We start from the raw sequence: 13,715 nt of genomic DNA on the forward strand, positions 1-13,715 counted from the left end.
TTCATTCATAACGAAAGGGCCGATGTAATGAGCGACGAGCTATCCACCGTTTTTAAGGCACTGGGACATCCAATCCGCAGGGAAATTCTCGATATTCTTAAAATATCGCCAAGAACGACCGGAGAACTAAACGAGCATTTTCCTGAAGTCACAAGGTATGCCATTATGAAGCATCTAAAAATTTTAGAGGAAGGCCATTTAGTTTTGGTGCGGAGAGAAGGAAAATATAAAAGGCATTTTCTTAATGCAGTGCCCCTTCAGGAAATGCATGAGCGCTGGGTAGGTAAATACATGCAATCCGCAGCCAGCTCGCTGTTGAATTTACGGAGGGCCGTTCAAGATAAAGGAGGAGACAAACCGATGGATTCAGCAAAGGAGTTTCGCATTGAACAGGAGATATTTCTTGATGCACCACGAGATGAGGTATTTAGGGCATTAACCGAAAAGGTGGAAGAGTGGTGGGAGTTTCGCATAGCTCCAAAAGGAGTAACATCCCACTTTACGTTTGAGCCTGTTCCAGGCGGACAATTTACCGAAAAATGGGGTGAAAAAGAAGGCGCAGTCTGGGGGAATGTATACTATGTGAATGCTCCTGAAGAAATAAGGCTGCACGGCCATCTTGGCATGCATGGAGCGGTAAATAGTGCCTATACGTATCGTCTTCTTGAGAAAGAAGAAGTGACGCTGCTGCAGCTTTCCCATACAGCGTCTGGTGTTATTCAGGAGCAATGGGAAGAGGAGCATTCCAAGGGATGGGAATACCTGCTTGGAACCCTGCTAAAAAAATACGTAGAATCTAACTAATTCTGGAGGACAAGATGGTAGATGTAATCACAGAAATAACAATTAATTGTCCTGTTTCACAAGTGTCAGAGTATGCTTCAAATCCCGATCATGCTCCTGAATGGTATGTCAATATTCATGCTGTTGAGTGGAAGACACCAAAACCGCTTCAACTAGGATCACAGATTGCTTTTAGAGCGAAGTTTCTTGGCCGGGAACTTGCTTATGTTTACGAAATTACTGATTATATTCCAGATGAAATATTGGTAATGAAAACTGCAAATGGCCCATTTCCAATGGAGACTATCTATACATGGCAAGCGATCGAAGAGAACCATACCCGCATGACATTAAGAAATAAAGGAAACCCAAAAGGCTTTAATAAGGTCATGTCTCCATTGATGGAACCGATGATAAGAAGAGCAAATATGAAGGATTTGAAAAAAATCAAAGCCATACTTGAAAAATAATTTTTATCATCCATCCGGCAGGAAGGTTTTTCTGTGAGTTTACATAAGGTGTATGCCCTATGCAGCTTTAAAAAGGCTGTTTAAAGTGCTAGGCACCTTATTAATAAGCCGCAGTTTTCACCTTAAAGTATGCGTATGGCGACACTAATGCCTCATTATTCAATTAGCAATTATTAAACCGTCCAATCCCTATCAAACCAAAATAAGCCGCCCTATTTAGGGCGGCTTATTTTGGTTATGTTCCCCTTTTTTATAAAACTGAATTTATAGGAGATGCTCCTTTTAGCAGATAAGGGCAGCACCATTCTCATCATTTTTTAATGATATTTTAAAAGAATTCTAGTTTTTGGAAGGTACATTACAATTACTAACTTATTTAGGAGGAAGACAAAATGAAGATTGTGATTGTACCGTCAGGTTTTAAAGAGTGCCTGGATGCGGAGGATGTGGCATTGGCGATGGAAAGGGGAGCGCAGCGTTATAACGGGGCAGCCGACATTGAAATAATTCCTATGATTGATGGCGGAGAAGGGTTTGCTAAAACCATTACGAGATTAAAAGGCGGACATTTGATTTACGTGGATGCGACCGGTCCTGTCGGCAAAAAGGTAAATGCCCATTTCGGCATTTTTGCAGAGAATGGTGAAAAGACTGCTGTTATCGAGATGGCTGCAGTGGCAGGTCTGAAGCATGTTCCGCTGCAGGAGCGCAATCCTTTACTGACGACTACTTATGGGGTAGGGGAACTGATACTTGCTGCTTTGGATTTTGGAGCTGACCGTATTTTGATCGGCTGCGGCGACTCCGGCACTTCAGATGGGGGGGCAGGGATGGCTCAGGCACTTGGTGTCCGATTTTTGGATGGTGATGGGAATGTGGCCGAAATAAAGGGAGGTGCTGATTTATTAAGAATAATGCAAATCGATGACTCAGGCATGGACAAGCGAGTCAGACAAATAGAAATTGACGTGGCCTGCAATTGGAAAAATGTTTTATGCGGGGACAATGGAGTAGCGAGGATATTTGGCCCGCAAAAGGGTGCAACCAAAGAGCAGGTAATAATATTATCTGAAGCAATGGAGCACTATGCGAATCTTATAGAAGAAAGTTATAGGTTTGATGTCAGATACCTCGAGGGAAGCGGTGCCTCAGGGGGGCTCGGGGCAGGTTTGGCTGCATTTGCTGGCGCAGTGCTTCATCCACGTTTCAGCCTTATAAGAAAATACATAAAAATAGAGGAAAAAATTGCTACCGCTGACATCGTGCTGACAGCGGAAGGGAGCATCGATTTCCAGACTCCAAATGGAAAAATACCGACTGAGGTCGCCCGAATTGCCAAAAAATACGATATACCCGTCATAGCCATCACAGGTACGGTTGGAAAAGGGGCATCATTGAATTATGATGCCGGCATTGATGCTTTTTTAAGCATTATTCCAAAGCCGACATCTCTGGAAAAAGCAATTCTGTATGCTCCTCAGTGGATTGAGGACAGTACAGAATCAGTCATGCGGCAAGTGGACATTGGCTATAAAATGGCCTCCAGAAGCCGGGTCAATGAAGGGGCTGTCTAATATGCAGACTAGAATGGAAAAGCATGGGCAATCCGGCCATCCATCATTTATGCTTATAGACCGTATTTCCGGGAGAAGCCTGGCCATAATCAGCGCCCATGTCATCTTTTTTCTGTTAATTGCCTTCGTTGATGGGGTTGATTATAAAGCAAAGTTATCGATTTTCATTTTTCTCTCCGCTGTGACACTATGGGTTTCAACAAAACTCCCTGCTGGATTCATTGCACTTGCCAGTGTAGTATTCATCATTTTAATGAAAGGAGCGAGCCAGGAGCTATTATACCTGTCCCTTTCGGAGGAAGTGGTATGGCTGATGGTCGGGGCATTTATCATTGGGGAGGCTGTTGAACAATCAGGTTTAACCGAACGGTTTATTCAGTTTACCCTAGGAAAAAGCCGGACGCCGGCAAAGCTGAGAAGGGGTATGATATCCTTTCTTTTCGCTTCTGTTTTTATTATTCCTTCAACATCCGCCCGAGCTGCCATGGCAAGGCCGCTCATCATTCATCTGGCAAGCAGGCTGACAGCAAAAGAGAAAAAAATTCTTACAATCACAATGCCAATCGTCATTTTAATGAGTACATCGGCAGCACTTATTGGTGCTGGTTCCCATGTTATTGGTGTTGGGCTTTTGGAAACTGCGGCTGGCCAATCCATCTCCTATTTGCAGTGGCTAATGTGGGGACTGCCTTTTGCATTGATTATGACAATCGTGAGCTCAATAACCGTTAAGCGGATGATGAGGGGCGATAAGGATTTGGAAGAATCACCTGTTATACATAATATACAGGATACGCGAGCTCGAATGCTTACAGGAGCGGAAATTAAAACTCTAATAATGGTTTCTCTTCTGATCATAGGATGGATGACTGATAGTTTCCATGGATATGATCTTGCATTTGTTTCCATGATTGGGGCAATTGCGCTGACCATGCCGAAAATTGGGGTAATTACCTGGAAACAGGGGGTTAAAGCAGTTTCTTGGAATTTGATTCTTTTTGTTGCAGCCGCTGCCGCACTAGGAAAAATTCTTGTTGTAAATGGTGTGGTCGATTGGATGGAAGGAAAGATTACAGGCTTCCTTCAAATCTTCACTGATGCTCCGGATTGGATTATGGCAGCAGTGATTCTTATCATCACCGTCACCAGCCATTTATACATTACATCCCATACAACAAGGGCCATTGTTTTGGTTCCAGGTATCATTCTGTTTAGCCAGTCAATGGGAATGAATCCGCACGCAGCCGTCTTTATCAGTTTAATAGGCATGAACTATTGCATCACTTTTCCAGTAAGTTCTAAGGCACTGCTCCTTTTTTATGAAGATGATGAATTAAGTTATGATGCAGGTATTTTAGCCAGGTTAAGTGCTATCCTAATGCCGCTGTACATTGCCATTGCTGTTATTTTCTATTGTACTTATTGGCAGTGGACGGGGATGAGTCTATATTGACTGAAATCCTAAATTGCTTCATGTCAAATGGAAGAAGCAATTAAACTAGCAGGGCTGAATGTATCAAGAAAGCTCTTTTTAACAGATGCCCTCTATATGATTATTAACTAAAAATGTGGAAGAGGAAGCTGTGAATTTTCTTCTTCTCCTCTCTTTGGCGGGGCAGTATAGACCCAAGGAGGAGCAGCGTATGAGATTTTGGTTCGGTTCGCTTCTTATTATCAACTTGTAATCGTGTCGGGTTTATACAGGAGAGGAAAAAATCACCTGAACTGATACCATCAGAGAGCGTTACTTGCTTTAGTTCCGGTGCTGTATTTGATTTTATGCCAATGGTGTTTAAAAATAAATTTTGATTGCTATGTTTCTAGCGTATGCCTTTTTCCTATTTGAATTGTTTATCCTGCCAATAGGAACCGTCTATTTTCACTTGTATCTAACCTATATCTCTGAATCACCCGTATTAATTTTGGTAAACGGATCTTTTTGTTTATTTTCAGAAAAAAGGAATTCAGCAAGAGAAATAGGAGGATAAGAAGGCGCCTTGTACTTTTTTCCATAAGCATTATAATAGATTTGTAAGCGATTACGTAATTCGAAGGAGGAGACTATGGGCAGATTAGTGCATTTTGAAGTTCATGTGGACGACATGGAGCGCGCCAAGAAGTTTTATGGCGAAGTATTCGGATGGTCATTTCAGGATTGGAGTGAGTATGCCGGAATGCCTTATTATGGAGCAGTGACTGGAAATGAAGAAGAGCTGGGCATTAACGGAGCTCTGATGCAAAGGCAGGGACCTCCTCCAGAAGCTAATCAAGCGTTAAACGGATATGCCTGCACGATGGGTGTGGAGGACTATGATGCAGCTGAAGCCAGAATCATTGAGAATGGCGGCACTGTCGCATTGCCGAAGTATGCTCTTCCTGGAATGGCTTGGCAGGGTTACTATAAGGATACAGAAGGGAATATTTTCGGAATTCACCAGCCGGATGCAAATGCCAAGTAAGTCTATCTAAACTTATAGCATCAAATGGAAAAATACATAATTGAAAAAAGCCTTCTCCATCGAGAGGGCTTTTTTGTTGAGGAGCCAGTCAAAGGACTGACTCCTTTATTTTGTTATCAGGCACTGATTTTCACAATTTTTCCTTCTTTGCGTTTCTTTGCATATTCAGCAGTTGCGGTAAATAGAACATCTGATGACGAGTTAAGGGCCGTTTCACAAGAATCCTGAAGAACCCCTATGATGAATCCTACACCTACAACCTGCATCGCGATGTCATTCGGTATTCCGAATAAGCTGGCTGCTAAAGGGATGAGAAGAAGGGAACCGCCTGCAACACCAGAAGCACCTGCTGCAGAAACTGCTGCTAATAAGCTAAGGATAAGGGCAGTTGCAAAGTCCACTTGAATGCCAAGTGTATGGACAGCTGCAAGAGTCAGAATAGAAATCGTAACAGCTGCACCTGCCATGTTAACCGTTGCGCCCAATGGGATGGATACGGAATAAGTATCTTCATCCAGCCCAAGCTTTTCGCATAAGCTCATATTTACAGGGATGTTCGCTGCCGAGCTTCGCGTAAAGAATGCTGTAATTCCGCTTTCTCTCAGGCATTTAAATACTAGAGGATATGGGTTCCTGCGAATATTTAAGAATACGATAAGCGGATTCACAACAAGAGCAATAAAGAACATGGAACCCAGCAGGATTGCAAGCAGTTTTCCGTAATCAAGCAATGCTGAAAGACCATTGGTGACTATCGCATCAAACACGAGACCCATGATTCCGATTGGGGCGAAGCTAATCACCCATTTCACTAGAGTCGAGATGGCATCTGAGAAGTTTGCGAGCATGTTTTTTGTTGTATCAGCAGCTTTTCTTAAAGCAATGCCGAGGAGGATCGCCCAAGTCAGAATACCGATATAGTTGCCATTGATCAGTGCATTGACCGGGTTGTCCACTACGTTAGTCAGGAGAGTTTTAAGAACTTCTGCTATCCCTCCAGGAGGTGTTACATCCTGAGCTCCGGGAGCAAGTGACAGGGTAACCGGAAAAATAAAGCTAGCAACTACTGCGACAAATCCAGCAAGAAAAGTACTTAAGCCATAAAGGGCGATAATAGATTTCATATTCGTCTTATGGCCGCTTCTATGCTTGGAAATGGCGTGCATTACCAGGAAAAATACCAATACCGGCGCTACAGCTTTTAATGCGCCTACAAAAAGCGTGCCGAAGATAGTGATCCATCCCGCTGCTTTAGGGATGGTCAAAGCCAGGGCGACACCTGCGATAATGCCCAGCAGAATTCTTTTGACCAGGCTTATTTGGTTCCACTTGCTGATTGCGTTTTTCATAGAATTCCCTCCGAAGTGATTATTATATAAAAGAGAATAATTGCTTTTCACTGTTATTTGACAGTGATATTTGTTAGTTTAACACAAATATTATAAATTGTGCGATAAATTATTATATTGAAATATCTGTCAAACAGCTTTTATAAAGATAGATTGCTGATGCTATTGGTTTCACTGGTTTATTTTTGTGGAAAGATAATAAATAATTCAATACTTTTTTCGCTTGTGGAATAAGAGTCTTTCTATAGCCGCAATCTAAAATTGTACATAAAATTGAAAGATGAGGTACACACCATGACAGGAATTCTACTAGCCCTCATAGCAGCAGTTTCCTGGGGCAGCATTGTATTTGTCAGCAACAAGCTTGGTGGGGACGAGGACAGCCAGACACTTGGTACGACAATAGGAGCCCTGATATTTGCCATCGCTGTCTATCTTTTCAAGAGGCCGGATTTGTCCAATATCGTATGGGCAGTCGGCTTTATTTCTGGGTTGTTCTGGTCGATCGGGCAGAAAAATCAGTTTGGGGCAGTCCGCTATTTAGGGGTTGCCAAGACAGCTCCGATGTCCACAGGTCTGCAGCTTATTGGAACAACTTTCTTTGGGGTATTCATTTTTAAAGAATGGGAAACAAGGATGAGCATTATCATCGGGGTTACCTCTTTGGTCTGCATTATTGCCGGTGCCGTTCTGACTTCTCTGAAACAGGGGGATGACAAGGAACGGGGAAAAAGTCTCAAGAAAGGATTGCTTGTACTGCTTTTATCGACGGCAGGTTTTGTGGGCTATGTCGTTTTAATCCGCTGGTTTAATGTTGACGGCTGGTCTGCGATTCTGCCGCAGGCAATTGGAATGGTAACAGGAGCATTCCTCATAACTCTGCGCCGCAAGCCATATAACAAATTTGCTATAAGGAATATCATTACGGGCCTGATTTGGAGCACTGGGAATCTGGGATTGCTGCTTTCACTGCCGAAAATCGGCGTTGCCACCAGCTTTTCACTCTCCCAGACCGGAATTGTAATATCGACCATTGGCGGGCTTTTCTTTTTAAATGAACGCAAAAGCAAAAAACAGGTGTTTATGGTTCTCCTGGGCTGTTTGTTTATTATCGCAGGGGGAGTTTTGCTGGGCTTTACGAAAAAATAAAAATAAGGGAGCGGATCTTATGTATCCAAGTCTTGAAGGGAAAGTTGTTCTTATTACCGGCGGAGCGACCGGGCTCGGGAAGGCAATGGCGGAGCGATTCGGTGCTGAAAAAGCGAAAGTAGTCATCAATTATTTCAATGAGGAACAGGAGGTACAGGGTATCATAGAAACAATTGAAAAAGCAGGCGGAAGAGCCTCTGCCATCCAGGGGGATGTTACAACGGAAGAGGATATTAAAGGAATAATAGCCCATGCAATTAAAACGTTTGATTCTCTCGATGTTATGATCAATAACGCGGGAATCGAAAATGAAGTCCCATCTGAAGAACTCACCCTGGAGGATTGGAATAAAGTTATTTCAACGAATTTGACTGGACAATTTCTAGGCTGCAGGGAAGCTATTGATTATATGCTGGAAAACAAAATAAAAGGCTCGATCATTAATATGTCATCTGTTCATCAGGAAATTCCCTGGCCCCATTTTGTTCACTATGCAGCAAGCAAAGGCGGGGTCAAATTGATGACTGAGACTCTTGCTCTTGAATTTGCTCCGCACGGGATCAGGGTGAACTGCATTGCCCCTGGTGCTATTGATACACCGATTAATGATGAAAAATTCTCAGATCCTGAATTGAAAAAAGGTGTCCTTGAGCTCATTCCTATGGGCTACATCGGCAAGCCCGAAGAAATCGCAGCTTGTGCAGTGTGGCTGGCTTCCAAAGAAGCTAGCTATGTTACAGGATTGACATTATACGCTGACGGGGGCATGACACAATATCCCGGATTCCAGGCGGGAAAAGGATGATGGAAAAAAGCCCTTCTCAATAATGAGAGGGGCTTTGAAGTTTTATTTCAAATCAAAAAACACTGTATTTCCTACCCAGGAATCATACTCCATTTTGGCATCCTCGCCTGTTTTTACTAAACCTGCTATATACCCTTCCTTCTCGTTTCCTTTATACATTTCAAAAGAAAAATCAGGTTCTGCTGTAGCGACAGTATCGCCGCTGTATACGTCGCCGTTCTCACTGACAAATTTAAAGTTCATGATTCCATCGATGGTGAATGGATGGTCTTCTGTTTCAGAGTCGGCAACCTTTACTTTGCTTTTTACAAGAACCCATTCATACCCTTCCGGTGCATTCTCGTTAAACTCATTCATTTTCTTCAGTTTTTGCTGCGCATCCTGTCCGCGTAGGACCTCTTCCACTGACAGCTCGATTATTGTTTTATATTCATTTGATGAATCATCGTAGGTGACCGTTTCAATCGTAGCTATCTCATTTATTTTTATAGGATTGGAGCGGGAGCCGATCTTGGAATCATCTTTCTTCTCCTCAGGCTTCGCACTTTGCTCCTCGCCATTTTCCTCTGTTTTGCTTTTGGTTGATACATTTTCGGTTTCACCGCACGCAGTTAGAAACAATACAGACACCAAACCTGCCACAGCCAATTTTACCAATTTCCTATGTTTCATATTGATTCCTCCAGTTAGTTATTTTGATCTCTACAAGGGAAATAGTAGCATGGAGAGTGCTCAAATTTTTGGGAGGGTGAAAGATATAAATAAAAAAATCCGGCCTCTCAATAAGGGCCGGACCTGAAGGGGTAAAGAAAAAGGGCTGTATGATGTTTCGGTACAAATTTATTGTAATACTTAAATGTTAACAAACTATGAACGGGGTGCGGACAAATTATTAAATATCCCCTGTCGATATATAGGTGAAAGAGCCATTTTAAATCATTTACATTGTATGGTAGATCAGAGAGGGGAATAGTGATTGTCAAATTATTAAATGAGGGTACAATCATGCTGGACAAAATCCTGGCAGCAGAAATTGGGTTTACCAATAATTCTGGAGTTTATCTATTCAATACCTGAGGGATCCGGACCTGCAGGAGGGACATACAAATCAGCTAAGGCAATCAGCTGGACAAGCGGCGGTAGACTATCATTAATTTTAAGCAAGCATAACACTGATAAACTCGTTGATAAAGCCTTCATAGTCAAGTTTAACGGCTATTCTTGTCTTTCCCTTCTGACTTCCTGGCCGGATATCAATGTATGATAGACCCTTTCCCTCTACAGTTCCATCTATGACACTTACGTCGTAATAAATGTATTCTGCTATAGCAGGATTATTGATGATCATGATGGTAAGCAGATCGTGAATAGGTGCTCCTTGAATGCCGGGAACCAGCTTCTGATAAGCCTTATAATAGTACTCGAATATAGGTTTTAATAACGAAGTGAAAGGGTTCGCAACAGTATTTGTTACATATTCCACTGTTTCCATGGTCAATAAGGCGAATCCTGTTACATTTAAAGGGGTAATCGTTAGGTTATTGGCAAATTTACAGACGTAATTGGAAGAAGCAGGATCACCATAAAAGTTTGCTTCTGCAAGGGGTGTAACGTTCCCGGGAACAAAGAAAGCACCGCCCATGATATAAAAAGCCCCCACTTGTTTAATCTGTTCGTCAAAGAGTATAAAGGCTGTCGCCAAGCTGGTTGATCTTCCGGTATCAACAATAATCAAATCTTTTTGATACTTTTCAATAAGGATACGTATTGTATCAAATGGATAGGTTTGATATTTCATATCTGATGGGGGCTGGATAGGCCCAAGGCCTTCGGCTCCATGGATATCCGGGTAGTACGTGACTTTTTCCTGCTGAACAGGTTGAGCAGCACCAGGAATAATAGGAACATTTTTTTGTCCAGCCAGATCAAGCAGATAATAAGCATTGGCTGTAGCCTGGTCCTCAGTTACATTCCCATAGCTTGTAACAAGTCCGACCAGTTCAAGATATGGATCCAGCAATGTATAAATGATCGCTAAGGAATCGTCAATTCCAGGGTCACAAAATAATAAAATCTTTTTTCTGTTTCTCTTTACCAATTGAACCCCTCCCTTATTTGCTTATACAAAAATATTCATTAAAGACTTTTAATATGTTGATAAAGAAAGGGCTGAAAATAAAAAGCGCCCGTTCCCTTAAAAACTGAAGGGAAAAGCGCGGGTCTTCTTTTCTATTTTCTTTTCTGAGCCTTCATTTTGTTCGCTTCCAGTTCTGCAGCATATTCTTCATATGTTTTACCCTGCTTCTGGCTTTCCGATTGAATTTTCTTGAACTTGTTATCATTTAGGTTCGGCACGTCTACACCTCCCTTTGGACATGAGTATTTTTAAACAAAGGGGTGAACATTATTCGAACGAATTCAAAGAAGAGCTTTTAGGGATAATGGTTTCATTTCCATTTTACAGGGTACGATAACATCGGCAGTATTTGTATTTTGGAAACATCTCCAATACATAACACTCATGGTAAAATCGGGAATATTTTTCTGGAAAAGAGGAAAAATATGGTCATTCACTTTAAGGAGGTTTGAATGTGGCAGAGAACAAAGATATGAATCCAGAAAATGATCAAGATGTAAAGCGTGAGACCTTGACGACTCGGCAGGGGCACCCTGTAACTGATAACCAAAACATCCGCACGATAGGCAATCGGGGACCAGCGACCTTGGAGAATTACCATTTCATTGAGAAGATCTCCCATTTTGACAGGGAAGAGGTACCGGAGCGTGTGGTGCACGCAAGAGGCGCAGGGGCATTCGGTTACTTTGAGACATACGGAAAAGTTGGGGATGAACCGGTCGAAAAGTATACACGCGCAAAGGTTTTTTCCGGTGCAGGAAAGAAGACGCCATTGATGGTACGCTTTTCTACTGTAGCAGGAGCAAAAGATTCACCCGAAACTGCCCGTGATCCGCGCGGCTTTGCGGTAAAAATGTACACCGAGGATGGAAACTGGGATTTAGTGGGGAATAACCTGAAAATTTTCTTTATTCGGGATGCTATGAAATTCCCTGATATGATTCACGCATTCAAGCCAGATCCTGTTTCAAATGTGTCAAATCCTGAGAGGATGTTTGACTTTGTGTCCCGGACACCTGAGGCCACACATATGATTACATTCCTGTTTTCACCTTGGGGAATTCCCGCTACTTACCGTCATATGCAAGGCTCCGGAGTCAATACGTATAAATGGGTGAATGAAAAAGGGGAAGCGGTACTGGTGAAATATCACTGGGAGCCGAAACAGGGCATCCGCAATCTGACACAGGAAGAGGCAAACGAAATTCAGGCGAAAAATGTCGGTCATGCCACACAGGATTTATTTGAGTCGATTAAACTGGGAGATTATCCGGAATGGGAGCTTTTTGTGCAGATTATGGAGGATGATTATCATCCAGAACTTGATTTTGATCCCCTTGATGATACGAAGCTATGGCCGGAAGATAAGTTTCCTTGGCTGCCTGTTGGACGAATGGTGCTAGATCGCAATCCAGTGGATTACCATGCAGATATTGAGCAGGCTGCATTTGGAACAGGGGTACTTGTTGACGGAATGGATTTTTCCGATGATAAGATGCTGCAGGGCCGGACTTTCTCTTATTCCGATACACAGCGCTATCGCGTAGGGGCAAACTATCTGAAATTGCCGGTAAACGCGCCAAAAGGACCTGTGCGCACAAACCAGCAGCGCGGCCAAATGGATACACGTGACCCTAAAGAATCGGGAGAAAATCCGCATATTAACTATGAGCCATCGATGAAGGGCGGCTTCAAGGAAGCACCTGAAGAAGGGCGCACACCGCATCGGCCAACCTATAATGCTGCAGCCATGAGCGCACCTATCGATCGTCCAAATAATTATGGTCAGGCAGGCCATACCTACCGGAGCTTTGAAGATTGGGAGCGCGATGAATTAATCAAAAACCTATCTGAAGCACTCGCGGTATGTGACAAACGTATCCAGGATGCTATGTTTGAGCATTTCACACAGGCTGATGAAGATTATGGCCGCCGCGTGAAGGAAGGAACCGAGAAAGTAATGAAAGAATTGCTGGCAATGAGCGGGGAAGAGCAAGTGCCTGGCCGAGACGCTGGAAGATCAAAATATGGCCAGGGTTCGATCGCTGAGAACCAGGCAGCAAAGGAAGCTGTTGAGAAAAGCCGCGAAACGGATCCATATTAATATGAAGCTAGAGCTGTCCAGAAGATGGGCAGCTTTTTTTGACTTCGTTTTTTACCATTTTTAATTGCAGGCAGGTAGGATTTCTTCCTGGTTTTGTAGAATAATCTCCTAAACTATATAGCCAGAGGTGCCGAATGAAACCAATCATAGGGGTTACATCAAATTTAGATGACTTGCAGCTTTCCGTTTCAATTGATAATATCCATTCATTATTAAACGCTGGGGCCGTTCCGGTTGTTGTGCCTAATCTTCTGGAAGATGACAAAATTGAAAAATTAGCTGAAAAGCTGGATGGGCTGCTTCTTACGGGTGGAGGGGACATCGATCCCACCCTATTTGGTGAAGAACCCCATCAAAATCTGGGAAGCATCTGTCCGGAAAGAGACACGTTTGAAATTCGCATTATTCAAAAAATGCTGGTTCTTGATAAACCGATTTTAGCCATATGCAGGGGCTGCCAAATCCTCAGTATTGCTGCTGGAGGTGATATGTATCAGGACATCTACTCCCAGATGGGAGTCCCTCTTTTGCAGCATGCCCAAAAAGCACCCAGGTGGCATGCGTCCCACTTTGTGAATGTAAAAAGAAATTCTCTTCTGCACAGAGCCACTGGTGCGCAAAGTTTTAAAGTAAACAGCTATCATCATCAGGCTGTCCGCAAGATGCCCGAAAACTTTGAAGTCTGTGCCGAAGCAAATGATGGAGTCATTGAGGCATTTGAGAGTAATAATCATAGCTTTGTACTAGGGGTACAGTGGCACCCTGAATGCATGACACAAAAGAATGATGACCCATCCATAGCTATTTTTGAGGCATTTATAAAGGCTTGCAGTCAATAAAACCAAAAGGTAAAAACCGTCGAATTTACCATTTTTGCGACGGCCC

At 42.9% G+C, this 13,715-nt stretch carries 13 protein-coding genes; 9 read left to right on the forward strand and 4 right to left on the reverse strand.

Annotated features, from left to right (window positions below; genetic code table 11):
• Positions 1–27 precede the first annotated feature (27 nt).
• From ACR42H_RS10930 to ACR42H_RS10950, 5 genes are all read left to right on the forward strand, one after another.
• Entirely contained in the window at positions 28–804 is a 777-nt protein-coding gene (locus ACR42H_RS10930; RefSeq protein WP_436376106.1) for an SRPBCC domain-containing protein, read from the forward strand.
• Between the two features lie 14 nt (positions 805–818).
• Positions 819–1,253 carry an SRPBCC family protein gene (locus ACR42H_RS10935; RefSeq protein ID WP_436376108.1) on the forward strand — a complete coding sequence of 145 codons (435 nt, stop codon included), beginning with the start codon at positions 819–821 and terminating at the stop codon, positions 1,251–1,253.
• A 392-nt stretch (positions 1,254–1,645) separates the two neighbouring features.
• Complete coding sequence (locus ACR42H_RS10940) at positions 1,646–2,827, forward strand: glycerate kinase family protein (protein WP_436376110.1); 1,182 nt, start codon at positions 1,646–1,648, stop codon at positions 2,825–2,827.
• A gap of 1 nt (position 2,828) precedes the next feature.
• Positions 2,829–4,280 (forward strand): SLC13 family permease, encoded by a 1,452-nt coding sequence (locus ACR42H_RS10945; protein WP_436376112.1) that lies wholly within the window; start codon positions 2,829–2,831, stop codon positions 4,278–4,280.
• Between the two features lie 610 nt (positions 4,281–4,890).
• Positions 4,891–5,286, forward strand: a complete 396-nt coding sequence (locus ACR42H_RS10950; RefSeq protein WP_113884054.1) for a VOC family protein — start codon at positions 4,891–4,893, stop codon at positions 5,284–5,286.
• Between the two features lie 116 nt (positions 5,287–5,402).
• Here the strand turns inward: ACR42H_RS10950 and sstT are convergent, their stop codons facing one another.
• Positions 5,403–6,635, reverse strand: a complete 1,233-nt coding sequence (sstT, locus tag ACR42H_RS10955; protein ID WP_113884053.1) for a serine/threonine transporter SstT — start codon at positions 6,633–6,635, stop codon at positions 5,403–5,405.
• Between the two features lie 294 nt (positions 6,636–6,929).
• On the opposite strand from sstT, the gene ACR42H_RS10960 reads away from it, so the two are divergent.
• Positions 6,930–7,784 carry a GRP family sugar transporter gene (locus ACR42H_RS10960; RefSeq protein WP_436376114.1) on the forward strand — a complete coding sequence of 285 codons (855 nt, stop codon included), beginning with the start codon at positions 6,930–6,932 and terminating at the stop codon, positions 7,782–7,784.
• Between the two features lie 19 nt (positions 7,785–7,803).
• Positions 7,804–8,589 carry a glucose-1-dehydrogenase gene (locus tag ACR42H_RS10965; protein WP_436376116.1) on the forward strand — a complete coding sequence of 262 codons (786 nt, stop codon included), beginning with the start codon at positions 7,804–7,806 and terminating at the stop codon, positions 8,587–8,589.
• Between the two features lie 42 nt (positions 8,590–8,631).
• Here the strand turns inward: ACR42H_RS10965 and ACR42H_RS10970 are convergent, their stop codons facing one another.
• The 3 genes from ACR42H_RS10970 to ACR42H_RS10980 form a co-directional block, all read right to left on the reverse strand.
• The gene (locus ACR42H_RS10970; protein WP_436376118.1) at positions 8,632–9,261 is read right to left on the reverse strand and encodes a hypothetical protein; all 630 of its coding nucleotides are present in this window, start codon (positions 9,259–9,261) and stop codon (positions 8,632–8,634) included.
• A 484-nt stretch (positions 9,262–9,745) separates the two neighbouring features.
• On the reverse strand, positions 9,746–10,687 hold the full coding sequence (locus ACR42H_RS10975; RefSeq protein ID WP_436376120.1) for a nucleoside hydrolase: 942 nt from the start codon (positions 10,685–10,687) through the stop codon (positions 9,746–9,748).
• Positions 10,688–10,818: 131 nt separating this feature from the next.
• Positions 10,819–10,944 (reverse strand): hypothetical protein, encoded by a 126-nt coding sequence (locus ACR42H_RS10980; RefSeq protein ID WP_258549827.1) that lies wholly within the window; start codon positions 10,942–10,944, stop codon positions 10,819–10,821.
• Positions 10,945–11,180: 236 nt separating this feature from the next.
• Between ACR42H_RS10980 and ACR42H_RS10985 the strand changes: the two genes are divergently transcribed.
• Both ACR42H_RS10985 and ACR42H_RS10990 read left to right on the forward strand, forming a co-directional pair.
• Complete coding sequence (locus tag ACR42H_RS10985; RefSeq protein ID WP_436376122.1) at positions 11,181–12,830, forward strand: catalase; 1,650 nt, start codon at positions 11,181–11,183, stop codon at positions 12,828–12,830.
• Positions 12,831–12,964: 134 nt separating this feature from the next.
• On the forward strand, positions 12,965–13,669 hold the full coding sequence (locus ACR42H_RS10990) for a gamma-glutamyl-gamma-aminobutyrate hydrolase family protein (RefSeq protein ID WP_436376124.1): 705 nt from the start codon (positions 12,965–12,967) through the stop codon (positions 13,667–13,669).
• Positions 13,670–13,715: the final 46 nt, after the last annotated feature.

The organism is Cytobacillus sp. BC1816, from assembly GCF_051353635.1.
Lineage (GTDB): Bacteria > Bacillota > Bacilli > Bacillales > Cytobacillaceae > Cytobacillus > Cytobacillus oceanisediminis_C.

Coding starts and splice junctions, on each gene's coding strand:
- ACR42H_RS10930 (WP_436376106.1), top strand. CDS start 28: ATGAGCGACGAGCTATCCACCGTTTTTAAGGCACTGGGACATCCAATC.
- ACR42H_RS10935 (WP_436376108.1), top strand. CDS start 819: ATGGTAGATGTAATCACAGAAATAACAATTAATTGTCCTGTTTCACAA.
- ACR42H_RS10940 (WP_436376110.1), top strand. CDS start 1,646: ATGAAGATTGTGATTGTACCGTCAGGTTTTAAAGAGTGCCTGGATGCG.
- ACR42H_RS10945 (WP_436376112.1), top strand. CDS start 2,829: ATGCAGACTAGAATGGAAAAGCATGGGCAATCCGGCCATCCATCATTT.
- ACR42H_RS10950 (WP_113884054.1), top strand. CDS start 4,891: ATGGGCAGATTAGTGCATTTTGAAGTTCATGTGGACGACATGGAGCGC.
- sstT (WP_113884053.1), bottom strand. CDS start 6,635: ATGAAAAACGCAATCAGCAAGTGGAACCAAATAAGCCTGGTCAAAAGA.
- ACR42H_RS10960 (WP_436376114.1), top strand. CDS start 6,930: ATGACAGGAATTCTACTAGCCCTCATAGCAGCAGTTTCCTGGGGCAGC.
- ACR42H_RS10965 (WP_436376116.1), top strand. CDS start 7,804: ATGTATCCAAGTCTTGAAGGGAAAGTTGTTCTTATTACCGGCGGAGCG.
- ACR42H_RS10970 (WP_436376118.1), bottom strand. CDS start 9,261: ATGAAACATAGGAAATTGGTAAAATTGGCTGTGGCAGGTTTGGTGTCT.
- ACR42H_RS10990 (WP_436376124.1), top strand. CDS start 12,965: ATGAAACCAATCATAGGGGTTACATCAAATTTAGATGACTTGCAGCTT.